This is a genomic window from Streptomyces sp. NRRL B-1140 (assembly GCF_001280065.1).
GTDB lineage: Bacteria > Actinomycetota > Actinomycetes > Streptomycetales > Streptomycetaceae > Streptomyces.
This window is the reverse complement of record NZ_LGEA01000109.1, coordinates 1-26,634: the sequence shown is the minus strand read 5'-3', so window position 1 is coordinate 26,634 and position 26,634 is coordinate 1. Positions and strand designations below refer to the sequence as shown.

The following is a 26,634-nucleotide window of genomic DNA, read 5'->3' as shown; positions in this document are numbered from 1 at the left end:
CTCCAGCGGGATGTCGGGCGGGTGGCCGGCAGGGAGGCCTGCCGTCCCGCGATGTCAACGATGACTGATGTCATCGTTGACACTGCTTGGCGAGGATGATGGACTCCGCTCACCGGCAACGTCAATGCCTTGCACTCGTCACAAATCGGCAACGCCCCACGGCGGCCGCCCGTCCCGAAGCCGCCGCTCGGCATGCCCGGGTCATGCCCGTTTCCGCTCCGTGCGCACCTCAGAGAAGAGCAGCCCATGAGCCCGCCCCAGATCACCGTCCTCGGAGAATGCGTCGCCGACGCGTTCACGGAACCCGCGCCCGCCGGGGGCGAACTCGCCCTGCGCGTCCTGCCGGGCGGCGGACCGGCCAACACGGCGGTGGCCCTGGCCAGGCTCGGCACCCCGGCCCGCTTCCTCGCGCGGCTGTCCGACGACGTGTTCGGCCGCCTCTTCCGGTCCCACCTCGCGGCCTCCGGCGTGGACCTCTCGCACACCGTGCGGGCCGCCGAGCCCAGCACGCTCGCCGTCGCCGAGCTGGACGACCGGGGCCAGGCCGCGTTCTCCTTCCACGCCCAGGCCACGGCCGACTGGCAGTGGACGAGCGCGGAGCTGGCCGGGGTGGACCTGACCGGCACCGCCTGCCTGCACACCGGGTCCCTGGCCCTGGTCAGGGACCCGGGGGCGGCGGTGGTGGAGGACTTCCTGGCAGCGGCCGCACCGCGGACCACGATCAGCATCGACCCCAACGTCCGCCCGCTCCTGGTACACCCCGAGGTCTACCGCGCCCGGCTCGCGCACTGGTGCGGCCTCGCCGACGTGCTGCGGCTGAGCGAGGACGACCTGGACCTCCTGCTGCCCGGAACACCGCCCGAGCAGGCGTGCGACACCTGGCACGCGGCAGGGGCACGGCTCGTCGTGATCACGCGCGGCGCCGAAGGAGTCCTGGCCTCGCTCGACGGGGAACGCGTGCGGGTGCCGGCGGTGTCGACGCCGGTCGTCGACACGGTAGGTGCCGGGGACTCCTTCACCGCGGGCCTGCTGCATCACCTCGGCACCCACGGACTCCTCGGCGGCAGACTGACGGACCTGCGCCTCGCCGACGTCGAAGCCGCCTGCCTGTTCGCCGTGAAGGTGGCCGCCCTGACCTGCTCGGTCGCCGGCCCGAACCCGCCCTGGCAGGACCGGCTGGGGCCGCTCACGACGGACGCCCCCGCGGTCCGGCACCTCGACTCCACCCACTGAACCCCCGGACACCCCCGGAGACCCCCGGACAAGGACGGAAGACCATGACGAAAACCCTGCTCGCCGAGTTCACCGCCCGCGAGGGAGCGGAGGACGAGGTCACCCGCCTCATCCAGGAGTACGCCCTGAAGGTGCGCGAGGAGGAAGGCAACCTGGCCTTCGACGTCTACACCAAGGCGGCCCACCCCCGTGCCTACTGGATCTTCGAGGTGTACCGGGACGAGGACGCCTTCCAGGCACACCTGAACGCCCCGTACGGCGGCCCGTTCAACGCCGCCCTCACCCCGCTGATCGAGGAGGACGCCTCCGTACTGACGTTCCTCGACCCACTGGCCACGCGTCCCTGACGGGCGTCGGCCGGAGCCCGCGCGCCGGATGCCCCGGGGCACGGCGTCGCGCGAAAAACTCCTGTGCGTCGCCTCGCGCACCTCTGCGATCATCCCCGAATGGCGCACAGTTTCGAATCGCTGGTCATCCGGCACACCCATCGCTTGCCCTCCCCCAAGGGATCCGCGGGGGAAGGCGCCACCGCCGCCCGGCAGTTCGACGCGGCCCTGACCTCTGTGGGCTTCAAGCTCTCCGCCGAGCTCCTGGAGCGGCTGTCCGGGCTGTCCGAGGCCGCGGTCGTGCACACCGCCCGGCGAACGCTGGCCACCGTGAGCGAGATGGTGGGCGACCACGTCCGGCACAACTCCTACTTCATCGACTTCCCCGCGAACGTGCCGGACACCGAAGAGTTCTGGATGCGGTGCGTGACGAAGGCGCTCGCCGACGACACCTCGCGCGAGAACGTGCCGGCGCAGCTGAAGCAGGGAGTCCTGAACCTGCTCAGCCTCCCCACGTACGGCCGCTACCAGCACACCTACGAGGAGATGCTCGCCGCACACGACGAGCTGATCGCCTCGGCGGGTGACCGGGTGACCGTCCTGCACCTCGGCCGGGACCTGGACGCCGAACTGACGGACCTCTACCTGGCCCTGGCGGGCAGCACGACGCCCCTGGGCGAGGAGCACCTGCGCGACCTCAGGGCTCTCGCCGAACGCTGCGCCGACGGCCCCCAGCCGCAGTCGATCCCCGTCCGGGAGAACCGGGCGGTCGTCAACGAGGCCCGCCTCGGCGTCGGCGCCGGCCTCCTGCTGGACACCGTCACCGACGTGCTGCGTCTGGCCTGCGCCCTGTCGGGCGGCGACGTCACGCTCCAGGAGCCGACCCGGTTCCGCACGCTGCCGCGGCCGGTCCGCCGGCACCTGCTCGCGGGCCTCGACGCGGTGGTCGCGGCCAACCCGGCGAAACTCGCCGACGTGCACGCCCACCGGGAGCCCTTCAAGCGCCTCGGCGAGCGTCTCCATCCGCACGAGTACCCGCGCTGGCCGCACGCCGCCGACGTGTTCGCCGTGGCACGGGGCGAGAAGGAGGCACGGACCTTCGACAGCCGCGTCGAGAAGCTGCTCGACGCGTACGACGTCACCGGTGCGGTGCAGCTGCTGAAGTCCGCTCCCGGCAAGCTGTTCCGCGCCCTGGACCTCCTGCTGCGCATCGCCGCCGGCCAGGAGGAACGGGACGCGGTGGTGGCCGCCGCGGTCGAGGCAGCCCCCAAGGTCTCCGGCCGGGTCGTCCTCTCGGTCCGTGAGCACTTCCACAACCGGGAGCGGGAGACCGACGCGCCCCGCATCTTTCTCAACCGCCGGGGCCGCGCCTGGGTGACCCCCGACGGCCGGCCCCCGGTACCCGCCGCGGAGCGCGACCGTCTGATCGCCGTCCTCGACGCCGAGATGCGCCGCCGGCTCCCGGCACCGGGCCGGCTGCTGCTCGACCCCGAGGTCCTCGACGTGGCGCTCCCGCTCAGCGGCAGGGCGACCACGGGCGGGTTCGGCGTACTGCCGCGGGGTTCTTCCTCGCGGGTCGAGGGCGAGCTGCTGCGCTTCTTCGTGTACTGGAAGCAGACGGAGGTCCGCACCGACTACGACCTGTCGGCCCTGCTCCTGCACCGCGACTACAGCACCGACTCCTGGCTCTCCTACACGTCCCTCAAATCCGTCGGGGGCCGGCACTCGGGCGATGTCACCGAGGCGCCCGACGGGGCCTCGGAGTTCATCGACCTGTCCCTGGGCCGGGTGCGCAGCACGTACATCGTTCCGCAGGTCAACATCTACGCGGGCGAAGGCTTCGAGGAGGCAGAGGAGTCGTTCTTCGGGTTCATGCTGCGCGACGGCGAGCAGAAGGGCCGTCCGTTCGAGGCGCGCACGGTGCGGATGAAGTCGGACCTGCGCGGGGCCGGCCGGGTGGCACTGCCGCTGGTCTTCCGGCGCGGGGACGACGGCACATGGCGTGCGAAGTGGCTCCACCTGTACCTGAAGGGCATCTCGGTGGCGAACCGGGTGGAGGAGAACCAGGTGTCGGTGTCCAAGGTGGTGCGCGCCCTCGTGGAGCGCGAGCAGCTGACGATCGGATACCTGATCGACCTGATGTCCCGTGACACCGCGGTCGTGGATCTGTGGGACGGCGGGCCGGTCCCGGAGGAGCCCGTGACATACATCGGTCTCGAACGTCCCGAGGGGCTGCACCCGGACTCCCGGATCATCACCCCCGAAAATCTGCGCGACCTGATCCCGGCCTGAGTGCTAGCGTTGCCGACGGCGAGGCCATGAAGGGGCTTCCTTCTCATTCACTCCACATGAAATCGAGTTCCTTCGCTCTCCTCGCCCTCGACTTCGACGGAGAGGCGCCCGCGCGGCGCCTCTCCGTCTGCGCGTGCGCCGACAGGAGGCGCTGGGGACGCCGGTCGGCTGTCCGCGATCTGTTCCGGGGTGCGCTCGTGATCGTCGTGCGTGAATCTCGATCCTGTGCTGACCTGGAAAGAGGTAGGGAACACAAACCGTACGTGTGAGGTCCCTTGCTCGGGGGCGACCATGGAACCTCTGAGGCTCTCCTGCCCCCTGGAGTCTGTACGCGGCCCTGCATCCGAGCTGCGCAGCGGCAAGTGGAGACGGTAATGACCAAGAATCATGACGAGCCTTGGGGGACGGGAGCGGAACACCAGGCTCCTGCCGGGCCCCGGCAGTGGGAACAGCGCCCCGAGCACCCTCATCCAGTGGCTCCGGCAGCACCGGCGGCATTGCAGCCATTGGTCGAATGCCCGACCTGCGGGAAAGCGGCCGGTGACGAACTGTCCTGCCAGTTCTGCGGCCAAGTGCTGTTCCTGCCGCGAGGAATAACGCTCTCGACTGCCGGACTCCGGTTCGGCGGGTACCTGCTCGAAGGCGTCCTCATCATCTGCACGCTGGTGATCGGCTGGCTTGTCTGGACTCTCATTGTCTTCCAGTACGGCCAGACACCCGGCAAGCAGCTGCTGCACATGAGAGTCGTCCACATTCCGCAGGCCCGCACCGCGGGATGGTGGAGAATGGCCTTCCGGGAAATCGTCGCGAAGACGATCGTCGGATTCCTGGCCGCCGTTACCTTCGCTATTCCGTACTTCTGGCTCCTGTGGGACCGAAATCGGCAGGAACTGTGGGACAAGATGGCCACCACCTTGGTCGTCAGCGACCGGGAAGACCGGCTTCGGTTGACGTCCTCGGACGGTCGGGTTGGGACACCGCAGCCGTGAGCCGGCGCCCGCCGGGGCGCGGTGGGGGAGAGAGCCCGAAGCAGACCCGTCCTGACCCGGCCAGGTCGACCGGCGGGCCGGTTCCCCCTCGGCGGGAGCCGAGGGGGACGTCTCGTCATTTCCGGATGGACGTCAGCTTCCACGCCTGCATGCGGTCGAGGGTGGCGGTGCCGCCTTCGGCGAACACTTCGACGCCGGTGCTGGAGGGGTCGGGGAAGATCTGGTCGGTGATCACGGCTTCGCCGCTGCCGCCGAAGACCTCCACGGACGACCAGTCGACGAGGATCCGCAGCCTGACCTTGCCCTTCTCGGCCTTCAGGGGGGCGGTCTGGACGCCGGGGAAGGTCCTGTTGAAGTCCCCGGCACCGGAGCGGGTGCGGTCGACGTACAGCTCCTGGGTGGTCGTGTCGTAGCCGATGACGGTCTCCTCGCCGCCCGCTCCGGTACGCACCTTCAGGCCGAAGCGGTTCGCGTCCCCGAGGGAGAAGGTCGCCTCGATGTCGAGTGCCTTGCCCTGGGCGCCGAAGCCGGTCAGGGACTTCGAGGTGCTCTTGACGGAAAGGCTGGACGCCGCCGCCGGGTCCGTCATGCGGAGTGACTCCAGGCTGCCCACCGGCTTGCTGGTCAGTTGGATCCGGCCGCCGATCGTGCGCAGGGCCATCTCCCGGGGGATGCTCTGCGCGCCGCGCCAGGGGGTCGTCGGGACGGACTGGCCGTAGTCCCAGTTGTTCATCCAGCCGATCATGTAGCGCTTGCCGCCCGGCGCGTCCTCCCAGGACACGGCCGCGTAGTAGTCCCTGCCGTAGTCGGCCCAGTCGGCGCGCTGCACGACGGACTTGGCGGGCTGGTCGGCGGCGGTGAACCGGTCGGCCAGGACGTGGCCCCAGCCGCCGGTGTTCATGTCGCGGATCTGGATGCGCGCCTGCTTGCCGGCGAACGGGCGCATGTCGAAGGACGCCCAGTCCAGGGCCTCGCTGTCGGTGCCGGTCGCGCTGCGCACGACCTTGCCGTCGACGATCAGGTTGACCGACGTCTCCTGGGAGACGCGCTGGGCCGGGCTGTCGGACAGGACGACGTGGTCGACGTTGAGGTGGCCCCAGCCGCCGGTGTTGTCGTCGACGATCCGGATCCGCGCCTTCTTGCCGGCGAGGTCGCCGACGTCCCACGAGGCCCAGTTGAGCGCCTCGGCGTCCTTCCCGGTGGCGCTACGGACGACCTGGCCGTCCACGACGAGTTCGATCGCGGTGGGGTGGTCGGAGCCGGCCGGGTGGTTGCCGCCGCCGACGAGGAAGCCGATGTACTTCTTGTCGACGGTGAACTCGGGCGAGGTGAGGGTGCCGGTGGTGGAGTCGCCGTTGCGGAAGGTGTTGACCAGGCCGCCGCCCAGGTATCCGGACACCTGTTGCTGGCCGGGGAGCGTGCCCGTGGCCGGTGCCGTGCCGAAGGCGTCCCCGGTCGCCGTCCAGTCGCCGTACGTCCCGCCCTCGAAGTCGGCGAGGACCGTGCCCTCGGGCGGGGTGCCGTCCAGGACGGTACCGGCCTCGTGGGGATGCCGCCCGCCACCGATCTTGAAGTTCAGATAAGGGCTGTTCACGGTGAAGGGGGCAGAGGTGAGGACGCCGGTCGTACCGTCACCGCCGTGGAAGCTGTTGGCGAGACCCTTGCCGTCGAAGCCCGACACGGTTCCCTGACCGTCCACCGCACCCGTTGCCGGCCCTTGGCCGAACGCGCTCCCGGTCGCAGTCCAGTCGCCGAAGCCGGTGCCTTCGAAGTCCTGCACGACGTCGCCGGCGGGCGGCGTGTAGGTGCCCTTGTCCTCGGGGGTGAAGGTCTTGCCGTCGAAGTCCCCGACGAAGTACTGGGCGGCCGAACCACCCGCGATGCCACCGGGGTTGATGTTGACCACCAGGACCCACTTGATTCTCCCGCTGTCCCCGTCGACCGCGAGGGGGAACAGATCGGGGCACTCCCACACGCCGCCCGTCGCGCCGGCCGGCCCGAACTCGCTGAGCAGGCTCCAGTCCTTGAGGTTCTTCGACGAGTAGAACTGCACCTTGTGCTCGGCGGACAGCGATACGGTCATCAGCCAGCTCTTGGTCGGCGCGTACCACTGCACCTTGGGGTCGCGGAAGTCCTTGGACCCGATGTCGATCACGGGATTGCCCTGGTACTTGGTCCAGGTACGGCCGCGGTCGGTGCTGTAGGCCAGCGACTGGGCCTGCTTGCCGCCGTCCTTGTAGGCGCTGGTGTAGATCGCCACCATGGGCGGGTTCTTCTTCGTGCCGAACCCGGTGGTGTTGTCCCGGTCGACGACCGCGCCGCCGGAGAAGACCATCTCCTCGTCGTCGTGCGCGAGGGCGAGCGGCAACTCCTCCCAGTGCACCAGGTCCTTGCTCACCGCGTGCCCCCAGGACATGTCGCCCCAGGAGTTGCCGTTCGGGTTGTACTGGTAGAAGAGGTGGTATTCGCCCTGGTAGTACACGAGGCCGTTGGGGTCGTTCATCCAGTTCTTCTCCGGAGTGAAGTGGAACTGGGGCCGGTAGGTCTCGGTGTACGCCGGGGCGTCGTCGGCAGCACAGGCCCAGGGGGCGAGCGAGGCTGCCGACAGGGCGCAGACGGTCACCACCGTCGCCATCCGTATGCGGGCATGCCGGGATACGCGTACACGGCTCATCGTGTCTCCTTGTCCCGCGGCCGTCCACGCAGCGGCGACCGAGTCCCCCCGCGTGACAGACCGTGAAGTGCACCCGGGCCGACGGAGGTTCACCCGCCATCGACCGAGGGTGTCATCGTTGACAGGTGTCATCGATGACAGTGGCTGCCCGATTATGAGACGCAGCCGGGTGGCGGCGTCAACGGTCCGGATGCGAATTGATCCGCGAGCCCTGCGATCCTCCGGGTGTCGGTCTTCGGCCGCCGGGGATCGACGCGTCGCCGGTCGTAGTCTGTATACAGGCAAGGGTGCGCAAGGACGGACAGGGAGTCTCATGGCCCGGGCGACTGGCAAGAGCGAGGCGGTCTACGAGCGGCTGAAGGGTGACATCGAGTCGCTGCGGCTGCGGCCGGGGGCGAGACTGGGCGAGGTCCAGCTGGGCGAGGAGCTGGGGGCCTCGCGCACGCCGGTGCGGGAGGCGATCCGGCGGCTGGCCCGGGAAGGGCTCGTCGACTTCGTGCCGGGGGAGGTGGCCCGGGTGGCGGCCATCTCCCTGGGCGGTGTCCGCGCCCTGTTCGAGTTCCGGATGCTGCTGGAGCCCCGGGCGGCCGCATCGGTCGCCACGGCGGGCTCGGCCGACGAGCGGGTGCTGGCACCGTTCCGCGAACTGCTGGAGCGGCTGGAGGCGTTCGACGAGTCCTTCCGTGCGCTGGATCCCGCCGCGCAGGCAAGCTCGTACCAGGAGTTCTACGACATCACCGAGGCGTTCGACCGAGCGGTCATCGCGGCCTGCCGCAATCCCTACCTCGCCCGCACGATCCGCGACCTGCGCAGTCAGACCGTGCGTCTGCGCCACCTCTCGCACAGTGGACCGCGCCGCATGCTGACCTCGCTGGAGGAGCACCGCGCGATGCTCAAGGCGGTCCTGCACGGGGACGCCCAGGCGGCGGAGGCGGCCTGCCGGCACCACCTCGCGCAGACCCTGACCGCGCTCATCGAGAGTCTGACCAGCCAGGATCTGACGCTGAAGGCGGACGTCCAGCTGGACGTCACAGGCTGAGACACGCCCAACGGGTCATCCTGAATACAAGTGTGGATACAGTTCCCCCGTCAGGCCCTCCCCAACACCGCCCCGGAATCGGCTCGGACCCGGCTCGGACCCGGCTCGGACAGGCGTACCAAGGGTGAAAAGGCGCATGTGACACCGTCTGCGAAGACGTGAACTGGCACTCTCAAGAACGGTGTTGAAGCGCCCCAGCCGGGAGCTTCGACCACCTCGGGGAGACGTCACGGCTCATGCGGGGGGCGCATGTGACACAGCGGCAGACCGTCGGAACATCCACCTCATCCGGTCCGGGCGGCGAGGAACCGCGCAGCCCTCCACGTCACGTCGCCTGCGTCATGGACGGCAACGGGCGGTGGGCCGCGCAGCGTTCACTGCCGCGGACGTCGGGCCACCGTGCCGCGGAGACGGCGGTGATCGACGTCATCGAGGCGGCCCGTTCGGCCGGTGTCGGCTGGCTGAGCCTGTACGCGTTCTCCACCGAGAACTGGCGCCGCCCGAGCGCCGAAGTCGACTTCCTCATGCACCTGGTGCGCCGTGTGGTGCGCAAACACGCCCCGCTGCTGCACGCGCGCGGCATCCGCTGCCGCTTCCTCGGCGTGACCGATGCCCGGGTGCCCCCGGCACTGGCCCGGGACTTCGCCGACCTGACGACCCTGACCGGCGACAACCGCGGCATGACGCTGACCGTCGCCTTCGATCACGGCGGGCGCAGGGACATCGTGGAGGCCGCACGCTCACTGATCCGCAGCGGAGTGCCGGCCGAGGCGGTGGACGAGGAGAGCTTCGCCGCGCACCTGCCCTTCCCCGACACCCCCGACGTCGACCTGGTCATCCGGACGTCCGGGGAGCAGCGCATCTCCAACTTCATGCTCTGGCAGGTCGCCTACGCCGAGTGGGTGTTCCCGCCGGTGCTGTGGCCCGACTTCCGCGCATCGCACTTCCTCGAGTGCCTGCACACCTACCGGCAACGGGAACGCCGCTTCGGTGGCGTGCTGCCGCGTCAGAACCATCAGAACGGAGAACCCCGACCGTGACCCACCCAGACAGCGCCCCTCTCGGCGGCACCGGTGCCGGCGGCACGGAGAGCGACGGCGGCTTTCACGACGCCGCAGGCGGAACAGGGCCGTTGTTCGGACCCGGCTCGCAGTTCCACGAGTTCTTCAACGACCCCCGCTGGGCACTGGCCATGGTCCGGGCGACCGTCCTGGAGGCGGCCCATCCGCAGATCGGGGGCGCCCTGATCGACAACTCCACGTTCGTCGCCCATCCCTGGCGGCGGCTGCGCAACACCCTCCTGAGCCTGCAGCGCATGTTCGGCGCCGACGACCAGGTCCGGCAACGGGAGGCGGCCCGCCTCAACCGCCTGCACGCCCGGCTGAACGGCACCGACCGGCAAGGCCGGCCCTACGACGCGCTCGACCCCGAGGTGCGGGCCTGGGTGGTCGCGACGATATTCGAGAGCGCCGTCACCATGTGCCGGCTCAGCGGCCGGCCCCTCGACCAGCAGACCATGGAGCGGCTGTACGCGGAGTTCCAGGCGTTCCTCGCGGCCATGGGTGACGAGGGCGGTCATCTGCCGCCCTCCTTGCACGAGTTCTGGGGTTACTTCGACCGCGTGGTGGAGGAGGAGCTGGAGAACACGGAGGCGATGCGCATCGTCCTCTACAAGCTCTTCGACCACCTCCCGGCCCCGCCGCTGCTGCACGGCCTGCCCACCCTGTGGGCGGCAGGCCGCACCGTCGTCGGTCCCCTCATCGGGGCCATCACCGTGGCGTCCCTGCCCGAGCCGTTCCGCCGCCGGGCCGGGCTGCCGGAACTGCCCGGCGCCCAGACCGTGATGCAAGGCGCCTACCTGGCCGCCGGCCTGGCCCGTCTCCTGCCGGACGGCTGGATCCAGGCCGCCATCGTCACCGACCTGCTGTCCCTCTCCCTGGACAGTGACGACCCGAGAGCACGCACGGTCACCGCCCTGCGCGACAAGATGAACCGGGCCGCAGCCCTCATCCGGCTCATCGCCCCGCTCCCTCCCGAACCGGAGCCTGCCCAGGAAGGCACGACCCGGCGCAGTGCCGAGCAGTTCTTCACCGAGGTGCTGGACCAGACGGGCAACGGCTACCTGGACTGGCCCGACCTCGCCGCCATGGCCCGCGAACTGTCCAGCCGCCTCGACCTGGACGAACCCGAGGAGACCCGGCTCTACGACGCTTTCGCCGGCTGGTGGCGCGAACTGCAGGCGGCCCTCGACACCGACGGCGACGGCCGCGTCAGCGCCCAGGAGTACGCCGCGGCCGTGCCGTCCCTGGCCGGACCCGCACTGATCAGAGTCGCCGAAGTCCTCTTCGACGCCACCGACAAGGACGGCAACCAGATCATCGACGCGGACGAATACCGCGCCCTGTTCCGCACGGCGTTCCGGCGCGACACCGCCGGATGCGCCGGCACCGAGACGCACTACACGCGCAGCGCGTTCATCAAGGACTTCCTGTCCTTCATGACCGGCCGCCGCCGCACCACCCCCTACGACCCGCTCCTCGCACAGGCATGACGGCCGGCCGGTCCAGGGATCAGATCAACGCAGCCCGGCGAAGAGATCGTTCTCGGGCACGGCCGCGCCGGTGGCGTCCCTGACCCGTACGAAGGTCTCCATGCCCATCAACTCGCCGAACCTCTCCTTGCCCATCTTGAGGAAGAAGATGTTCTCGCCCTGACTGGCGTGCGCGGCCAGGGCGTCGAACTTCCGGCCGCTGAACGCGGTGGTGTCCACCCACGTGGTGATCTCATCGTCGGGGAGCCCGATCTCGGCCAGCGCGGCGGCCTCGGCGGGATCCGGCTCCGGCATGTCCGGGTGAAACTCCCGCATGATCTCACCGAACCGCTGCATCATCGAGCGGGGCATCGTCGTCCAGTACACCTTCGGTGCCGGCTCGGTCATCTCCAGTGCCGCCATCGTGATCCGGTGGGCCTGGATGTGGTCGGGGTGACCGTAGAAGCCGTTCTCGTCGTACGTGACGACCACGTCAGGCCGGTACCGCCGCATGAGTTCCGCGAGCCGGGCCGCGCCCTCCTGCACGGGGGTCTGCCAGAAGGACCCGGGGGCGTCATTGCCCGGCCAGCCCATCATCCCGGAGTCGGCGTAATCCAGCGTCACCAGGTCGCTGATCCCCAGGACGTCACAGCTCGCCTCGAGTTCCCGACGGCGCATCGAGGCGACCGCCACCGGATCGTGCCCGGGGTCGCCTGGTTTGACACCCCCTGGCCCATCACCGCAACCGCCGTCGGTACACGTCACGAGAACCGTACGGACGCCCTCCGCCGCGTACCGCGCCAGGACCCCTCCGGTCCCGGTGGCCTCGTCGTCGGGGTGGGCGTGTACCGCCATGAGCGTCAAGGGCCGGTCAGTCATGCAGCAGTCCTCCTGGAGAGATACGTCTTCGGCCCGAGTGCGTGGCGGGCATACCGCGACCCCGGGCCCCACCCTGATGAAACGGACGACCCCCGGGCCCCCGAGCCCGTCGCCCGCGCGGCACCGGTCCCTCGACCGATCCAACCGTGCGGGCGGGGCCTGCTGTTCCCGGCGGGGCCGCCTGGTCGTCTCGGTCCGCCCCGGGCACAACACAGCCGGGTGGGTGCCATCAGCGACCGGCCGCCCACCCGCGCGCCCCCCGCTTCCGGGAAGCTAGGGCAGGTCTCGGCGGACCAACGCCCGAGCGAACGGTTCTCCGGTGGCCCGGGCGTAGGCCATCCGCTCGCGTAGTTCGCTGAGGGTGCGTGGGCGGTATCCGGGTCCACCGCAACAGCTCTTGTGGAAGCGCACACCGGCGTGCAGCAGCACGGAGAGAGTGCGCCAGGCGGCGGCGTCCCGCCTCTTGGGTGCCGCGAAGGCGGAGCCGACATGGATCAGAGGTTCGGCGCAGCGTGGACAGACCCGGTCGTGGTCGTGGTAGCCGGGGTAGGGCTGCTTGTACGAGGCCCGGCAGGGCAGGCAGACATACGAGGACTTTCCGTGGGCCATGCGGCCAGAGTAGAGCCGTCGTAGATCGGACTCGACGGAGTTTCGGCCGCACGCGCCCCGCATGGCCGTGGACCGTGGCTGCAACCTGCGTCGGCCACGACTCCGGCCTGTCCCGATCCCGTATAACGGCCACGAGGTCAGGTCAGCCGGCCGGCCTCGTACAACGCGTCGAAGACCAACCCGTCGATGACGGAGACGCGGTCCCGATCGGCGTAGCGGAACCACGCCTTCTCGGCGATCTCCCGTGCAGGGGTCAGCTCGCCGCGGTGATCGGCGGTGTAGCAGATCATCCGGAACGGGCCGTGCTCCGGATGGCCCTCGCCGACCTCGAAGGAGCCGAAGTGCACCATGGACCTGGGGTCGATCGCCGCCCGCAGTTCCTCGTCGATCTCCCGCACCAGGGTCTCGCCGTCGGACTCACCCGGCTCACGGTGACCGCCCGGAAGGTAGAAGCGATCCCTGCCGTGACTACGCGCCACGAGCACCGCACCGTCCCGGACCAGCACCCACGCCACCTTCTCCGGCACACCGCTGCCATTCGCCATGACGGGACCGTATCGGTGTGGCAGGGCGCCGGAAACGGCAGAAGGGCCAGACGGGGAGCATCGCGCGGGCCCTTCTGGCGGCGTCCCGGCGGGGGCATTCGAACGAGCGGCCCTCAAACGGCCCAGGCCGTCCTGTCGGTACGGCGTGGGCGATCGCTCAAAGCCCCTTGCGTCCACCGCCGTTGATGCCAGCCGGTGATGTCGGTTGGATGATCCGATGGAACGCATTGAGGCCGAGCTGTTCACAGATGGTGGCAACGACGCAGTGGTTCGCATACCGGGACGACGGTTCCCCGGGGTCCTGGTGCAACAGAGGCGAAGAGGGACGGAGTTCTAAGTCGGCGGTCGGACGATCGGCCCGCTTCCCCTCACGATGACAATGCGCCATCGCATCGGCCTTGACTGCAACCGCACCCGGGAAGGGTCCGCACGGACTCGGGTGGCATCCCGGCAACCCAGCCTGTTGGCTCCGGGGGGAAAAAGGCCCTCAGTCCGACACGGCTGCTTTCACCGTGATTCCCCGCTGCTCCCCGCCAGATCCGGTGCGCAAGGATCGTCAGGGCTGACCTGGCGTGCCGGTGTCGGGCCGACTTGCTTCGATCTCGCCGGAGGCTTGTTGGGTCTCTGGAAGTACGCGATCGGTAATAGCTGCCGGGTCCGGATCAAGACCCATATCCTTGATCGCTGCGGTTGTGTTCAACTGATCTCTCGTCTCTGGGTTTACGACACGATCGATCCAGCCTCTGAGCCTCTCCACCTTGTGATCCTCTGCGATCTGCGCGTCCAGGCGTTCGCCCTGTTCAGTCAAGTGCTTACGTGCCCTGTTGGCGTGGATCGCGAGAGCTCCACCACCTCCGGTGATGAGAGCTCCTAACAGGCTGGTAATAATCGGCAGGTAGCTAAGGTCTGGGTTACCTGCGTGAATTAGGGCCAGGACGCCGCCGGCGAGGATGATGGCTGCTCCCCCCGCCATAAACGCGACGCTCAAGCGAAACGTGGCCTCAGCGTGTCGGAGAGCCTGACGGAACGTGTCCATCCGGAGACGTTGTCGCTCGATGGCGAGCCCTTGGAGGTCGGCGGCGGCTCCCTGTAGCTGTGGAACTTGGTTGAGAGTGACGTTGCCCCCGGTTACAACCACGCCGATCTCTCCGCCGACTGCGACAGACCTGTCGCCGCTTGCCGAGACCTCACCTGCGCGTGCCTTGCGGTCCTTCCGACGCTTGCCCCAGACCCCCACCATGCGCTCCCCTCCCCCGACAAGCCAGCTTTCCAGAGTAGCCTCCGTGCCACGCATCCGAGGCCGATGCCCGGCACGGCTGCGCCACGCTGCTGACGGCGGCCGGCGTCGCCCCCCGAGTCATCACGGAGATCCTCGGACACAGCCAGATCAGCATCACGATGGACATGTACACGCACGTTGTGCGCGACACCCAGCGAGAAGCGGTCAGCCACATGGATCGGCTGCTCAAACGTCGCCTGCCTGCCGCGTAGGCGGAGCCGTGTCCGGTTGGTTTGCCGCTCCGGTGGACTGCGCACGGTGTCCACTCGAGCGGCCCAAATGCCGTACTCGATATACGCATGTATCTCGTACTCGATACATGCTCCACTGGTGACATGACGAACATCCGGCTCACCAAGCCGACGATCGCTGTCTTGGAGGCACTCATCTCCGCGACGAGCGACAACCCGGCCTGGGGGCTCAGCATCTGCCGGGATGCTGATCTCGGCCCCGGCACCGTCTACCCCATCCTCGATCGCCTCGCTGAACGCGGCTGGGTCATGAGTTTCGGAGAGACCGGCTCGCATCCTGGCCGACCTCCCCGCCGCTACTACGAACTCACTGGAACTGGACGTCAGCAGGCCAGTGACGCACTGGCGAGCCGTCGAATGCGCCGATTCGGTCTCGGCCTTGCAGGCGGTCGTGCATGAGCGACACTTCTCCGCTGAGGCTGGTGTGGTCAGGGTCAGCGCGCCAGAGCTGCTCCGACGCGCCAATGACTCAAGAACTCATCGAAACGATCCTCCGCCGAATCCCGGAGCAACTGAACCTGCGGGAGCATTCTGGAAGGGAACTGCGCGTAACGGCTGGCAATGAATCGCGCGGGCTTTCACTCGCCGTCACCTTCATCCCTGACTTCGATCGGGGAATCTTGCGTATCCGAGACGTAGAGGTACTGGACAACAGTGAGGAGGTGTCCAGCCGCCAACCACCTCCCATCGCCCGTTCCACAACGGGCCTCGCTGCTCGCATCGCAGGAGTGAGCCGCCCCCACCTCCACGACGAGTGGCAGTCGCTGTTGGCAGGCAGTCCCGAGGACGGCATGTCGCTGTCCAGTGCCCGCCAACGCGTACTGGCTCTGGGCTTCCTCGTCGCGGCCATCCGCATGCGGCTGCATGACTTCGGCCGGCCAGCGTGGCGCCCAGTGGATTGGCTGCTTCGAGTGCCCGCACGCACCAACGCATTCATCACTGCGGTGGTGGGTGCACAAGCCGTCTACATCGTCGGCGACGGGGGCGTAACTGCCCTAGCTACAGATGTCTGGGAGCCTTGTGGCATCGCTGGCGCGGCGTTGTTTGTCCTGGCGCGTTGGCTACGTGGTGTGCGAGGAATCGAGCTGGCTGCACCGGAGGACGAGCGCGCCGACCAGTAGACGTCACGCCCGTCGCCGTCAAATGGTGCCGTCAAAGGCCCCGGACCATGATCGGTCCAGGGCCTTTTGGCCGGTGCCCCCGGCAGGATTCGAACCTGCGACACCCGCTTTAGGAGAGCGGTGCTCTATCCCCTGAGCTACGAAGGCAAGCAGTGGCTTGTAGGAAACCTTAGCGAAGAACCAGCGAGGGATCTTCGGCCGAGGTGTACAGGCCCGCTGATCAGCGGGGGTGTGCTGGTGCTCGCCTCGGTTTCCCGGGCGGGCAGCTGGCGCGACCTGACCGCTGACGTGAACAGCGTAGCGGATCGAGGCGGAGCGGAGGTGTGGAGTAGGGGGGTGGGGCGGTGCGAAGGGCTTGAGCTGCGGGTTTATGGGTTGGGCTGGCCGGCTTTCGTCCCCGGCCGCGTGTGACGGAGGTTCGGTTTGTCCGTTCCGTCGTCGGCGTGGAGCTGCGGTCGTGACGGGTGCGCCTTGAGTTCCGCCGCCATCCGCGGCACGGTGCCGATCGGCAGGACGTCGCCGTCGAGAGCTCGGGTGACGGTTGAATGCGCGTGTGCTGCGGTCAGAGAGTGCTGGCGGTAACCGCTCGCCGGTCTCCGTCCGCCATGTCGTGCAGGCGGGGCAGCCGACCCCGGGGAGAGGGTGTGATCGCCGCCGGACCGCGCTCGGCGTTCCGGGCCAGGGGCCCGTGTGCGAACTGGCCGACCGCCCGGCGGTGCCTCGGTGATCTGTTGGGCGCGGCAGCCGCGGGCGGGAGCACCTGGCCATGGCCGCCAGGGAGCCGATGAGCGGCCAGGTGCCGAGGATCTGAGCCTTCCCGCGGCCCGGAAGTCCCTCTGCCGCGCGTGTCCGGCTGCGGTGGGTCAGCCGCCGTCGACGTAAGCGCGCGCGGCGACCATGACGTCCCGGAAGCGCCCCTCGGCGATCACCGTCAGCGGGGCTTCGTCCTCGAGTTGGGGGTTCATCCCGATCATCCAGGCACGTGCTGTGTAAAGGCTCTCAGCGTCCTGGATGAGTTGGAACACCTGCAGGGCGGCGCGGAGACGGTCTTCGGCGTCCTGGCGGGGTGCTGAATCTCCCGAGGCCCATTTGCCGACCTGTCGGGGATCGTTGATGTTGGTGATGCGAGCCGTCAGGCGCTGGCCGAGGTTGTCCTGCAGGAAACGGGCGATGTCCGCGATGGACATGCGTACCGTGGTGGCGTGGGCTCGCTCGGCGCTTGCTGCGCTCTTGGCGGCTGCGGGATTGTTGGCTGTGGTGACCATGGCACTTCCTCCCTCGTGTTCTGACTGCACGCCTGGCGGATGGCCGACTGGTCGCGTGTCAGGCAACGGGTGCAGGACTTGATCGCGGACAACTCGGCCTGCCGCACGTCCGATGGAGTGCAGATGCGGGCTCGGCGCCGCTGACTGATGTGACGCTTCTGAAAGGGGGATCCGCGGGGAAGCGTGACCTCTGCGGACCGCGACGGCGCTAGACGCCTGTGGTCAGCATCGCTGCATGCCGGTCTCGGAGACGGATCCGGTGCTGGGCTGACTGAGGGGGTGCAGGCTGTGCAGGAGCTTGTTGCGACGCCGGTTGCTCGGCTGGCCGGCCTGCGGAGCGCCGTCAGGAGGTATCAGCGCGATCGCAGGTGTGGCGATGGCGGCTGCTTGTAACCGGTGGCTGACTGTGTTCATGGACCCTCCCCAATGGTTCATGAGTTAAGGCTACCCAGAATCCACCTCTAACTCCACCGCTTTTGCGCTAACTTCTGCTGCCTGAAGAACCGTCAAGATCGGTTTTGCGCAGCCAGGTTGGGGCGCTGACATGCGGCTTCGTTCTATCCGGTGGCCTGAGGGCATCTGGTGGTCACTGAGGTTTTACTTCGTTCGGGCTACGCGGTTGGTGGAGGTTTCGAGGTGGATGCGAGCGGGGAATGGCGAGTGTGGCATCGCGGCGTCAGCGGATGGTGAGTCCGTACTCGTCGGCGACTCTGCGCAGCCCCTCCGTCTCCGGCCAGATCGGCTGTCTCTCCACCTCTTCGAGATCGACATCGCTGAAGACGGCCCAGCACTGACGCATCCCGAAGCGGGAGCGGTAGGCGATCCCGTGAATCAGCCGGCCCTGCTGCGGGTCACGCTGCGCGATCGCCCAGGCCGCGAGCTGGCGGGTCACCCTGCGGTTCGTGCCCTGGATGTGTTCGGCTGTCAGGTCGGTGATGCCGAACCGCTCCAGCTCTCCTTTGAGCTCTCGCGACAACGTGCGCAGCGTCCGCTCGTCGTCGACGTCCAGGAACCGCGCCTCCTTGGCCGGCTGTAACCGCACCAGCGTGTGCCGGGTGCGCCAGTCCTGGGGAAGGTGGCCGGGCCTCATGAAGTAGGGCTCGTTCCAGTCGTCGCCGATGAATTCACGCAGTTCGGGATCCACACGGAAAGGAGCCAGCGCCTCGGCGAAGCACCCGTCGAGATCGGAGGCGCAGTACAGGGTGCCGTAGCTCACCAGGCTCCACCTGTTGCCCCCCGAGCGGCTGTCGTCCTCCCGGCTGATCTTGTTGTACTTGCGGGGGTTCTCCGCCTTGCCCAGGCGCCACACCCCGCGTTCCGGTGCCGGTATGAGACTTGCCTCTAACGGTGTGCCCTCACTCATGGGCCGCTCCTCGCTCAGGTACGAACTCGAACATGTGGCTCTATCGGGTTTTGGCTCGTTGCTTGCCGTGGACCGGCAGGGACGGGCGTCGGCACGTCCTGCCGGGTGTCCGGATGTCCGAGCACAGCCGAACGATCATTTTCTGCTGCTGGACAGACGAGAGCGACTGGTCCTGCCGATCCCATGAGGGGCGCATGAAGGATCAGAGGGGGCGCACGGCCTCATTCGCAGGCGACGGGTCCTCCAGGTCCAACTCGAGAACAGCCACTCCGGCCTCACCCGCCATGGCGAGGACGACCTCGCTGACGGAATCGCCCGGCAGGCGCACGGACAGCGTGTGCACAGGATTGCCTGTGGCCAGCTGCAGGACACACCGTGATGTCGCCGCATCCCAGACCCGGATCGTGCCGTCCCGGGAGGAACTGGCGACGTAGGAGCGCGGGACATCAGCCGACGTCGTCCAGGTGGCGACGGCTTCGACGGCAGCCGTGTGCCCTCGAAGCCCTCCGCCGATGGGCGCGAGCGTACACAGGTCCCACAGGCGCACCGTGTGGTCGTCTCCACCGCTGGCGAGGAAAGGCGGCAATGGGGAGGAACCCGCATTGATGGCCACGGCGTTGATGATTCCCTGCCTGCAGTAGAGAACGCGTCCGTGCGCATCGTCAGGGGTGTCCCACAGGCGCACCGTCCCGTCAGCACTGCCGAAGGCGAACCAGTCCGCCGTGACTCCGTCGGACGCCGCCGCTACGGTTCGGACCGTGTAGGGGTGCCGCCACAGCCGCAGCGGTCGTTCTCCGTCGAGGTCCCAGAGCCGGACGGTGAAATCGTCGCTGCTGATGGCCAATCGCCGTCCGTCGCGGGCCGCGGTCGAGGCGAGGGCGCGTATGGGCTGGGAGTGCCCGTCGAGAAGGATGCCCGCGGCGGCACCGCGTACAGGATCCCAGGACCTGATGCTGTGGTCGGATGCCGCCCACAGGAGTAAGCGCCGGCCCTCCTTCTCCGGCGCCCAGCCGAGGGCTGACGAGGCATGCTTCGAGTCCCTGCCGAACGAGCCGGTGACCGTCCCGGTGAGGGTGTCCCAGACCTGGGTCTGCGCGGTGCTGTAATTGACGGCCAGGTGGGGCGGGTCGACGGACTCCGGGGTGATTGCCGCAGCCACGGCGGCGGGGGCGGTGGCGGTGCCCCGGATCGCGCGTTCGATGGCATGCGTGTCCCACAGCCGGACGGTGTTGTCCCGGGCGGTGGAGGCGAGGCGGTCGCGGTCGTCGGCCGAGATCGTGCGCAGGGCGGTCACGGCGTCCGTGTGTCCGGTGAGCTGACCGGTCCTGTGCCCGGTGTCCACGTCCCACAGGTCGATCGTCGGCCCGGAGCCGGCCGAGGCGAGCAGGTGCGCGCCGTCGACGCGCAGTGCCGCCAGGGCGGTGACGGGTTCCTCCTTCCCCCGGAAGGTGGCTCGGGAGCCTGAGGCCGTATCCCACAGGGTGATGGAGCCGTCGCCGTGGCCGGTTGCGACCCGGCCCGGCGCGGTCGTGTCGGTCAGGCACCTGACCGGAGCGCCGACAGGGTATTCGCGCAGTAACCGGTGATCCGTGGTGTCCCAGACTCTCAGTGTGCGGCCGGCGCCGATCAGCAGCCGCCGACCGTCGTCGCCGACGGCGAGGGCCAGAGCGAATGCGGCCCGTTCCCCCGGATGAGCGCTCAGGTCGGCCAGGTGGACTTCCTCCGCGTGCTCCCGCCAGAGTTTCACCGCGCCCTCACCACTGACCGCCGCCACGGTCAGTGTCCCGGCGTCGTCGTGGTATCCGGTGACAGCGGCGGTCCAGGTGCGCCCGCCGAACGTCATACGGTCGAGCAGTGTTCCTCGGATCGTGTCCCAGACGCGTACCGTGCCGTCGGTGCTGCCGGAGACGAGCGTTCCCTCGCCGGTGGGGTTCGCCACGGAGAACAGGCACCGCACCTCGCCGTCGTGCGCGGGAATCCGATCCCCGACAGCCGTACCGCCGGCCGTGTCGATGAGCTCGATGCCGCCCGACTCATCTCCCACAACGAGCAGTTCAGTACCACCGGGCGATGCGGCCGCGGCCAGCGACGTACTGCGACGGCCGAGTGTCGCGAGCACGTTGGAGGGCGGTGCCCATCGCGACCAGAGGACACGCAGACGGGAGCCCGCGAACTCCGCCGCCTCTCGAGGCAGGCCCTGACGGGGAACACCGGGAAACCACAAGGCCGTGTAGGCCAGATGCAGACTGGAGCAGCAGGAGGGGAGATCCGCGTCCTGGACGTAGGGTTCGATGGCGGCCCATGCGGTGAGCCATGCCCGGTCCGTTCGGCGGGCGGGTGAGAGACCGAGAAGTCCCCGGACCCGGCCGCCGGAGATCCACGGCAGCAGACCAGGCGGAACGTGGCTGTCGTCCAGTGTCTCGCCGAGCGCGGCATGATGAGCCAGATGCCGGGTCAGATACGGGTGTGGCACGGTCGCTGCATCATGCTTGACCAGACGCGCCAGCGCGGCCGCGATGCGTGCGTGGGCCTGCTGCTCACCGGCGTGGGCATGCCCCTGCCGCTCATCCGGATCCATCCAAGGCCCTCCTCGTCTCGTACGGCGGCTGAGGCCACTGGCGCAGCATCACCCCGAGTTGCTCGTGGGCGGGGCGGTACACGACGTGCTCATCCTCGATGTCATGCGTGAGGTAGCCGGCGAGCCGGCCTTCGAGGAGCCGTCGGATCTTCTCGTCGGCGTGATCGATGCGGGCCTCCAGCAGCGCGGAAGCCACGGCCGGCCACACCTGCGCCCACGGCATCCCACGCCCCAGCCCGAAGGCGGTGGCGCGCAGCAGCGCGAGCGCCTCCTCCTTCTTCAGACCGTCGTCGCCGACCTGGTTGAGATCCTGCTCGAACAGACCCACGGTGCCCCGGTCGAGCCGTGACAGCCACAGCCGGTCGCGGAGCAGTGTGATTCCGTCACCGCGACGCACCTGTTCGGCGGCCAGGCGGGCGTCCAGGAAGGACCGGCCGACATGACGTGCCACTCGCTCCGCTGCGGAGGCGATCACCTTCTGGTCGGCGCCCCATGGTGCCCCGGCCAGCAGAGCAGTCACGTAGGCGGCGATGTCCTCCTGGACCCCCTCTCCGTCCGTGCGCACCACCTGGGCCGCCGGGAAGACGAGCAGGAGTTCCTGCAACAGCCCTCGCAGGCCGGTGGCGGCGGCTGCGATCGGGGTGCCCGGACTGGTGCTGCGGACCCCGATGAGCAGACGCAGGCCGCAGTGGCCGGAGGGCGGTTCGGCCGGCCTGGAGTCGGCAGCCTGCACGGGGATGGGGATGCTGCCCGCGCCACCGGCCCCGCCGGCATAGCCGACGAGGGGCACGAGGACATCCCGGATGCAGGCACCGGCATCCGGGGATTCGTCGAGCCCGTCGACGACCACCGTGACCGTGCCCTCCTGACGTGCCGTGAAGAAGGCACGCATCCCTTCCTGCCACTGCCGAAGGGCATCTGCCGCGGGCTGCGTACGGTCCCGCTCACCGCCCAGCCGGGTACCGATGGCTTCGATCAGACTCAGCGGCCCACGGTTGCGGGCCGACACCGCCACGTGGATCGATCCCTCGTCCGGGACGGTGTCCGCAGGCGCCTTGTCCACTGCCTCCGCGTAGCGGGGTGAGGCCCGGAAGGCGGAATCGCTGAGCGTCACTGCCCGGGCCAGTACCGCGGATTTCCCGCTGGCGGCCGTGCCGGTCACGATGAGGACGCCCGCGGGACCCTTGACGAAGCTCGTCAGCCGGCGGTTCAGTTCCTGGCGGCCGGAGAAGTACCAGCCGGGATCGTCGCGGCTGGCACGGCCGCTGGCGCGGTCCAGCCAGTACTCCAGTTCCTGGGGCGTGGCCGCGACTTCCTCCCTGGCTTCTGTGACCACCTGCGGCCGGGGCCGGTAGCCAGGGTTGGGCAGGGTGGGGATCGGGGCACCGAGCTTGCCCTGGAGGACCGTCCGAGGGCCCGCGAGTGAGAGATCCCGTTCTTCGTTGAGTCGCTCGGTGGCCTGCTCGAGAGCCTGCATGAACTCGGAGATCGACAGGTACGGACGGGTGATTCCGGCCGCGTCCTGGAACCACTCGAAGGCCATGCGCAGGACGACGGCGAACTCGCGGCCCAGCACCGGGGAACGCACCCCCGTCGTCGCCACGACGTTCAGCGCCCTCGCCGGCGTACCCGGACGGACAAGGTCGCGGGCCAGTTTCCTGAGCTCCGCATCGATGCCTTCCGCCTCACACGCGTTGACGATCACGAGTACATGGCGGGCATGCGAGTCGAGAGCCGCGATGACGACCTCGTTCGTCGGCATGCCCGTCGCCGGCAGCCGGTCGGTGTCGGTGCCGGGCAGCAGCAGAAAGTGCCTGGTGGATGTGCCGACAGCGCCGTGTGACGTGACGTAGAGGACCAGCGCTTCGTCTTCCGCCGCCTCACGGAGGCCGGAGCTGTGCAGGAAACGCTCCACATCGTGGCGCTCTTCCGGCGCACGCAGAACGGTCTGTACAAACCCTTCGCCCGGCGCGGGCCCGGCCTTCCACCAGGCAGTCACGACCGAGAGCTGTTCCTCGATCGCCTTGGCGAACTCCGGGTCTCCGTCCTCCACGGTCAGGATGACCAGTGAGCCGGCGGCCGGCCCCGCGTCCTTCTCACCCTGTGACGGTTCGGCCTGCCCGGCTAAGCCAATCTCCCCGTGCTCCCCCTGCATGTTCTCTATTGTTCACAGCCATGAATCGCCACGGGCCGGAACCCGCGAACTCCTCCGCCGCGTCAGCCGTGACTGCCGACATCACCCAGGACGCCGTTGTCATCGTCCCGGGCATCATGGGCAGTGAGCTCTACGACACCGTCACCCAGAGGACCGTCTGGGGCTTATCCGGCGTGTCGTGGCTCTTGAAGGCATGGACACGGCCCAAGGGCCTCGAGCCGCTGCGCCTGACTCCGGAGGAGCTGGAAGGCGAGACCACCCGGATCAAGCCCACTCAGCTGATGCGCCACTCGTCCTGGACTCCCTACCTCCAGGGGTTCGAGCCTTACACCGACCTGATCAACGCTGTCCGGGGCTGTGTCGCCGATCCGGCCGCCGTCCTGGAGTTCGCCTACGACTGGCGCCTGCCCGTCGCCGTCAACGGCCGTCTGCTGGCACAGGCCGCCCGCCGCCACCTGACCGCCTGGCGACTGCATCCCGCTCACGACGCCGCCCGGCGCAACCGCGTCGACGAGCGTCCCGCACGCCTCGTCTTCGTCGCCCATTCCATGGGAGGTCTCGTCACCCGGGCCGCCCTCGATTCCACGTACGACGGTGCCCTGGCCGACGACACCCGCGCCGTCCTCACCCTTGGTACGCCCTTCTACGGCGCGGTGAAGGCGACAGCGATCCTCAACACCGGGCGCGGTGCGCCGGTCCCGCTCCCGCACCGGCAACTGCAGTCCATCGCAGCCACCATGCCGGGCCTTCACGACCTTCTTCCGCACTACGCCTGTCTCATCGACGGCAAGGAGGCCCGTCGCCTCACCCCCGGCGATGTGACAGGCATCGGCGGTAACGCCGATCTCGCCCGGAACGCCGTCGAGTTCCAGGAGAAGCAGGCCAACGTGAGGCTGCCCGGGCACTGGGCGGTGGCGGGCACCAACCAGGCCACCATGCAAAGTCTCACCATCCGCGACGGCGTGGTTCACCCGCATCACCACGGAGTTCGCCGGCACACCAGTGGTGACTTCATTCGCGACTCGCGCGGCGCCCTGAGGTTCTACGACGTCAAGGGCGACGGCACCGTCTACAAGGAGTCCGCAGCGGTCGGACCCGCGGTCACACCACTGCCCCTCCAGCATGGAGCTGTCGCCTCCGATCGCATCGCGCTCAAGGCCGTAGCGGAAGTACTGCGGGACGACGAACACTTGGGTCCGCCTCAGGGCGCCCCCGGCTGCGGGTTGGACGTCCCTGACCTGGTAGAAGTCGGAGCCGCTTGGGACATCACACTCAGCGGCGTGGATTCCGTGGCCGGTCTCCGGTGCGAGATAGCCGACGTCGCGGGTCAGAACCCGCGGATCCTCAAGGCAGGCTGGGGTGACGGCCATATCAAGGCCAGGACCACCGTGACTGCTCCCGGCTTGTACCGTGTCAAGGTTCGCACCATCGACGGCCACGCCATCACCCAACTGGTGCTCGCGAGCGAAGGCGGCGCTGTGCGGGAAGTGGAATAAGCCCGGCCGTCGAGGTGGGTGAGAGCGCCGGCGAAGTGGCGTGGGCGGCGGTGAAGTGGCCTGGGCGGCGGCGGACACGGGGGCGGTCAGGACAGCGGGACCCGGGTGAAGCGGGACGCCGTGTGGAGGTCTGTCTGGATGCGCGTGGCCGTGGTGGTCAGTTCCGGGAGGAGGCCGGTCACGCATGCACTCGGGGTGTGGCGGCTCGCGTGCATCGCCGTGTTCAGGGCCGCCACCACCCGGCCCGACCGGTCGCGGATCGGGACCGCGAGGGAGCGGAGGCCCTCTTCCAGTTCCTCGTCCACCAGGGCGTAGCCCTGCGAGCGGACCGAGGCCAGGGCCCCTTCGTCAGCGGTGTCCGGGGCCGTGCCGGCGGGCGCGTCCGCCAGCAGGACCCTGCCCAGTGCCGTCGCGTACGCCGGCAGGCGTGTGCCCACCGCGATGTTCACGCTCATCACCCGGGCCGTCGCGACCCGGGCCGTGCACTGGATCTCCTCGCCGGAGTCCGACAGCACCGCCAGTGACGTCGATTCGTGGATGCGGGACGTCAGATCGGCCAGATGGGGCTGGGCGATCTCGGGGAGGGACGTACGGGACAGGGGCGGGAAGCCGAGGGAGAGGACCCGGGGGGTCAGGGTGAACGTGCGGCCCGTCGTGGCCACCAGGCCCAGATGGTCGTAGGTGATCAGGGCGCGGCGGGCCGTCGCCCGGGCCAGGCCCGTCGCCCGGGCCACCTCCGTGAGGGTCAGCTCCGGCCTGCCCTCGCCGAACGCCGTGAGGACCGTCAGGCCGCGGGCCAGGGACTCGATGAACTCGCGTCCCAGTCGCTGTTTGGACGCCCCCGTCCAGCGCGCCAGGTCCGAGGGGGGAGGGCCGGGCTCGGGGGGAGGGGTGATGCGGAGTTCCTGTTCCATCGTCTCCACCGCGGACCGCAGTCTCGGGAGCAGCGTCGTGCGCAGGTGGGGTGCGGTGTGGCGGCTCGTGTGGCTGACCACGCTCGCCACGCACGCGATCCTGCCGTCCGTTCCCGGCGCCCGGACCGGTACCGAGATCGCCACCAGACCTGGCTCGATCAGCTGGTCGTCCAGGGACCAGCCGTTCGCCGCCGCCTCTCGCGTGCGGCGCGCGAACGTCTCGTCGTCCCGCGCGTCCGCTCCGGGCCGGCGCGGCGGTACGGCCGTGAAGGACAGGTCTCTCGGGTCCGCCGCCCTGCGGTGCCGCCAGCGCTGCCAGTCCGTGTCCGCCCACTCCGTCGCGAACAGCGGTCCGGGCGCGGTGCGTTCGGCGGGGAGCAGGTCGCCGATGCGGAAGCTGAGGGACATCGCGCGGCGGCGGGTCGCCTGGTGGATGAAGCGGATGCCGTCGAGGTCGGCGACCGCGAGCGAGACCGACTCGTCCAGTTCGTCGGCCAGGGCGTCCGCGTGCGGGGCGAGCAGAGCGGGCAGGCGCAGGGCGGACAGGTAGGCGTTGCCCAGTGCCATCAGACGCGGCGACAGGTGGACGTCCCGGCCGTCGAAGCGGACGTAGCCCATGCGGGCGAGCGTGGCCGTGATGCGGTCCACCGTGGAGCGGGCGAGGCCGGTGGCACGTTCCAGGCCGCTCAGGCTCAGCGTGCCGCCCGCCTCCGTCAGTTCCCGCAGGGCCGCGATGCCGCGGACGAGGGGGGTGACCGCTTCCTCGGGGACGTCCCTCTGCCCCCACTCGTCGGCCGGCGGGGCGGTGCCCTCCTGGGACTCGGGCATGGGGTTCGCTGGCATCGGCTCTCCGGTACGGCGCTCGCGACGATCGCGGCAAGCCCACCGTAATCCGAGTGATCCGAGTAATCCGAGACCGGTGGCCGGGTGACCAGGTAACCGAGTGGCCAGGCAGCCGGGTGGTTGGGTGGCCGGCCGGCCCGGCGGCCCCACCCCTGGCCCACCGCCCCCGTCCCCTACTCCCTCGTCCCCCGCACCCGATACCCCCCGTCCGCCCCCGCTCCCGTCCCCGCCCCCGCGACTCCCGCCCCCACCC

General features: G+C 69.3%; 22 protein-coding genes, 1 tRNA gene and 1 pseudogene. 12 read left to right on the top strand and 12 right to left on the bottom strand.

Features of this window, described 5'->3' with window-relative positions:
- Window positions 1-246 precede the first annotated feature (246 nt).
- The 4 genes from ADK65_RS25100 to ADK65_RS25085 all read left to right on the top strand — a co-directional run bounded on the left by ADK65_RS25100 (window position 247) and on the right by ADK65_RS25085 (window position 4,840).
- Complete coding sequence (locus ADK65_RS25100) at window positions 247-1,233, top strand: carbohydrate kinase family protein (protein ID WP_053672836.1); 987 nt, start codon at window positions 247-249, stop codon at window positions 1,231-1,233.
- Between the two features lie 44 nt (window positions 1,234-1,277).
- Complete coding sequence (locus ADK65_RS25095) at window positions 1,278-1,580, top strand: putative quinol monooxygenase (RefSeq protein WP_053672834.1); 303 nt, start codon at window positions 1,278-1,280, stop codon at window positions 1,578-1,580.
- Window positions 1,581-1,679: 99 nt separating this feature from the next.
- On the top strand, window positions 1,680-3,851 hold the full coding sequence (locus ADK65_RS25090; RefSeq protein WP_053672832.1) for a TerD family protein: 2,172 nt from the start codon (window positions 1,680-1,682) through the stop codon (window positions 3,849-3,851).
- 374 nt (window positions 3,852-4,225) lie between these two features.
- Window positions 4,226-4,840 carry an RDD family protein gene (locus ADK65_RS25085; RefSeq protein ID WP_078956128.1) on the top strand — a complete coding sequence of 205 codons (615 nt, stop codon included), beginning with the start codon at window positions 4,226-4,228 and terminating at the stop codon, window positions 4,838-4,840.
- 115 nt (window positions 4,841-4,955) lie between these two features.
- Here ADK65_RS25085 and ADK65_RS25080 read toward each other — a convergent pair whose 3' ends face one another.
- Window positions 4,956-7,514: a glycoside hydrolase family 32 protein gene (locus ADK65_RS25080; RefSeq protein WP_053672828.1), complete on the bottom strand. Its 2,559-nt coding sequence runs from the start codon at window positions 7,512-7,514 to the stop codon at window positions 4,956-4,958.
- Between the two features lie 313 nt (window positions 7,515-7,827).
- Here ADK65_RS25080 and ADK65_RS25075 point away from each other — a divergent pair, with 313 nt between their 5' ends.
- The 3 genes from ADK65_RS25075 (at window position 7,828) to ADK65_RS25065 (ending at window position 11,104) form a co-directional block, all read left to right on the top strand.
- Window positions 7,828-8,553 (top strand): GntR family transcriptional regulator, encoded by a 726-nt coding sequence (locus ADK65_RS25075; protein ID WP_053672826.1) that lies wholly within the window; start codon window positions 7,828-7,830, stop codon window positions 8,551-8,553.
- Window positions 8,554-8,789: 236 nt separating this feature from the next.
- The gene (gene uppS, locus ADK65_RS25070) at window positions 8,790-9,593 is read left to right on the top strand and encodes a polyprenyl diphosphate synthase (protein ID WP_078956127.1); all 804 of its coding nucleotides are present in this window, start codon (window positions 8,790-8,792) and stop codon (window positions 9,591-9,593) included.
- A gap of 92 nt (window positions 9,594-9,685) precedes the next feature.
- Window positions 9,686-11,104, top strand: coding sequence for an oxygenase MpaB family protein (locus tag ADK65_RS25065; RefSeq protein ID WP_053672906.1), 1,419 nt, complete (start codon window positions 9,686-9,688; stop codon window positions 11,102-11,104).
- Window positions 11,105-11,128: 24 nt separating this feature from the next.
- On the opposite strand, the gene ADK65_RS25060 is transcribed toward ADK65_RS25065, so the two are convergent.
- The 3 genes from ADK65_RS25060 to ADK65_RS25050 all read right to left on the bottom strand — a co-directional run bounded on the left by ADK65_RS25060 (window position 11,129) and on the right by ADK65_RS25050 (window position 13,116).
- Window positions 11,129-11,962 carry a PIG-L family deacetylase gene (locus tag ADK65_RS25060; protein ID WP_053672820.1) on the bottom strand — a complete coding sequence of 278 codons (834 nt, stop codon included), beginning with the start codon at window positions 11,960-11,962 and terminating at the stop codon, window positions 11,129-11,131.
- Window positions 11,963-12,235: 273 nt separating this feature from the next.
- Window positions 12,236-12,571 carry a hypothetical protein gene (locus tag ADK65_RS25055; RefSeq protein WP_053672818.1) on the bottom strand — a complete coding sequence of 112 codons (336 nt, stop codon included), beginning with the start codon at window positions 12,569-12,571 and terminating at the stop codon, window positions 12,236-12,238.
- Between the two features lie 137 nt (window positions 12,572-12,708).
- The gene (locus ADK65_RS25050; RefSeq protein ID WP_053672816.1) at window positions 12,709-13,116 is read right to left on the bottom strand and encodes an NUDIX hydrolase; all 408 of its coding nucleotides are present in this window, start codon (window positions 13,114-13,116) and stop codon (window positions 12,709-12,711) included.
- A 217-nt stretch (window positions 13,117-13,333) separates the two neighbouring features.
- Here ADK65_RS25050 and ADK65_RS39985 point away from each other — a divergent pair, with 217 nt between their 5' ends.
- Complete coding sequence (locus ADK65_RS39985) at window positions 13,334-13,453, top strand: DUF6959 family protein (RefSeq protein WP_420709074.1); 120 nt, start codon at window positions 13,334-13,336, stop codon at window positions 13,451-13,453.
- A 219-nt stretch (window positions 13,454-13,672) separates the two neighbouring features.
- On the opposite strand, the gene ADK65_RS38630 is transcribed toward ADK65_RS39985, so the two are convergent.
- Complete coding sequence (locus ADK65_RS38630) at window positions 13,673-14,152, bottom strand: TRADD-N-associated membrane domain-containing protein (RefSeq protein ID WP_159038818.1); 480 nt, start codon at window positions 14,150-14,152, stop codon at window positions 13,673-13,675.
- A 266-nt stretch (window positions 14,153-14,418) separates the two neighbouring features.
- Here ADK65_RS38630 and ADK65_RS37405 point away from each other — a divergent pair.
- The 3 genes and pseudogenes from ADK65_RS37405 to ADK65_RS38625 form a co-directional block, all read left to right on the top strand.
- Window positions 14,419-14,607 (top strand): annotated as a pseudogene (locus ADK65_RS37405) (tyrosine-type recombinase/integrase); the annotation flags it as partial.
- 123 nt (window positions 14,608-14,730) lie between these two features.
- Window positions 14,731-15,045 (top strand): PadR family transcriptional regulator, encoded by a 315-nt coding sequence (locus ADK65_RS37400; RefSeq protein WP_078956125.1) that lies wholly within the window; start codon window positions 14,731-14,733, stop codon window positions 15,043-15,045.
- The gene (locus tag ADK65_RS38625) at window positions 15,042-15,767 is read left to right on the top strand and encodes a hypothetical protein (RefSeq protein ID WP_159038817.1); all 726 of its coding nucleotides are present in this window, start codon (window positions 15,042-15,044) and stop codon (window positions 15,765-15,767) included. Before ADK65_RS37400 ends, ADK65_RS38625 begins: the two co-directional genes overlap by 4 nt.
- Before the next feature lie 74 nt (window positions 15,768-15,841).
- On the opposite strand, the gene ADK65_RS25040 is transcribed toward ADK65_RS38625, so the two are convergent.
- The 6 genes from ADK65_RS25040 to ADK65_RS25020 all read right to left on the bottom strand — a co-directional run bounded on the left by ADK65_RS25040 (window position 15,842) and on the right by ADK65_RS25020 (window position 23,128).
- A tRNA-Arg gene (locus ADK65_RS25040) sits at window positions 15,842-15,914 on the bottom strand.
- 716 nt (window positions 15,915-16,630) lie between these two features.
- The gene (locus tag ADK65_RS25035) at window positions 16,631-17,032 is read right to left on the bottom strand and encodes a hypothetical protein (RefSeq protein WP_053672812.1); all 402 of its coding nucleotides are present in this window, start codon (window positions 17,030-17,032) and stop codon (window positions 16,631-16,633) included.
- Between the two features lie 222 nt (window positions 17,033-17,254).
- Window positions 17,255-17,446, bottom strand: coding sequence for a hypothetical protein (locus ADK65_RS38620; protein ID WP_159038816.1), 192 nt, complete (start codon window positions 17,444-17,446; stop codon window positions 17,255-17,257).
- A 262-nt stretch (window positions 17,447-17,708) separates the two neighbouring features.
- Complete coding sequence (locus tag ADK65_RS25030) at window positions 17,709-18,395, bottom strand: RES family NAD+ phosphorylase (RefSeq protein ID WP_053672810.1); 687 nt, start codon at window positions 18,393-18,395, stop codon at window positions 17,709-17,711.
- A gap of 202 nt (window positions 18,396-18,597) precedes the next feature.
- Window positions 18,598-20,973, bottom strand: a complete 2,376-nt coding sequence (locus ADK65_RS25025; protein ID WP_053672808.1) for a WD40 repeat domain-containing protein — start codon at window positions 20,971-20,973, stop codon at window positions 18,598-18,600.
- A complete protein-coding gene (locus tag ADK65_RS25020; protein ID WP_053672806.1) occupies window positions 20,960-23,128 on the bottom strand; it encodes a hypothetical protein in 2,169 nt (722 codons plus the stop codon). Before ADK65_RS25020 ends, ADK65_RS25025 begins: the two co-directional genes overlap by 14 nt.
- Before the next feature lie 20 nt (window positions 23,129-23,148).
- Here ADK65_RS25020 and ADK65_RS25015 point away from each other — a divergent pair, with 20 nt between their 5' ends.
- Window positions 23,149-24,624 carry a lipase/acyltransferase domain-containing protein gene (locus ADK65_RS25015; RefSeq protein ID WP_234352942.1) on the top strand — a complete coding sequence of 492 codons (1,476 nt, stop codon included), beginning with the start codon at window positions 23,149-23,151 and terminating at the stop codon, window positions 24,622-24,624.
- An 86-nt stretch (window positions 24,625-24,710) separates the two neighbouring features.
- On the opposite strand, the gene ADK65_RS25010 is transcribed toward ADK65_RS25015, so the two are convergent.
- Window positions 24,711-26,366: an IclR family transcriptional regulator domain-containing protein gene (locus tag ADK65_RS25010; protein ID WP_053672804.1), complete on the bottom strand. Its 1,656-nt coding sequence runs from the start codon at window positions 26,364-26,366 to the stop codon at window positions 24,711-24,713.
- Window positions 26,367-26,634: the final 268 nt, after the last annotated feature.